This is a genomic window from Streptomyces nanhaiensis, assembly GCF_046614825.1.
GTDB lineage: Bacteria > Actinomycetota > Actinomycetes > Streptomycetales > Streptomycetaceae > Streptomyces > Streptomyces radiopugnans.
Window position 1 is genome coordinate 1 of sequence record NZ_JBKJFM010000381.1, and the last position, 636, is coordinate 636.

1 protein-coding gene is annotated in these 636 nt (G+C 80.3%); it reads right to left on the reverse strand.

Annotated elements, in window-relative coordinates:
• On the reverse strand, positions 1–636 hold a 636-nt coding region (locus ACLIYP_RS30700; RefSeq protein ID WP_412716337.1), incomplete at both ends, for a lysophospholipid acyltransferase family protein.

A 636-nucleotide genomic window follows, 5' to 3' on the forward strand; every position in this document is an offset into this window, starting at 1 on the left:
ACCAGGCCCCGGGCGGCGGCCACCCGGCGCAGCGAGGCGGCCAGTGTGTCGTCGCCGACGAAGGCGGCCCGCGTGCCCACCGTGCCCGCCCCGCCCGCCACGCCAGCCGTCCCCGCCTTGCTGCGCTCCCGGTAGCGGATCGCCACCGGCTGCACGGGGACCCCGGCCTCCAGCGCGGCCTGGAACAGCGCCCCGCGGAACGGCCCCAGTTCCCTGCCGCACCGGGTGCCGCCCTCGGGGAAGGCCACCACGGTCGAGCCCGCGCGCAGCGCCCCGGCGACCTCCGCGACCGTCCCCGGCAGGGACCGCAGCCGCTCGCGGTCGATGAACAGGGTCCCGCCGCGGGCGGCCAGCCGCCCCAGCACCGGATACCGTCCGACCTCCCGCTTGGCCACCATCCGGCCGGGCGCCACGGCGGCCAGCAGCGGTACGTCCAGCCAGGAGACGTGGTTGGCCACCACCAGCGCCGGACCGGCCGCGGGCCCGCCCGTGACGCGGACCCGCACCCCCAGCGCGGTGGCGATCGCACCGCACCACCACCGCACCGGCACCGCGCGGCGGGCCGGGGCGAGGCGGCGCACCGCCGGTGACAGCGCCACCCCCACCGACAGGACGGCGGCCAGGGCCGCCCAGCGC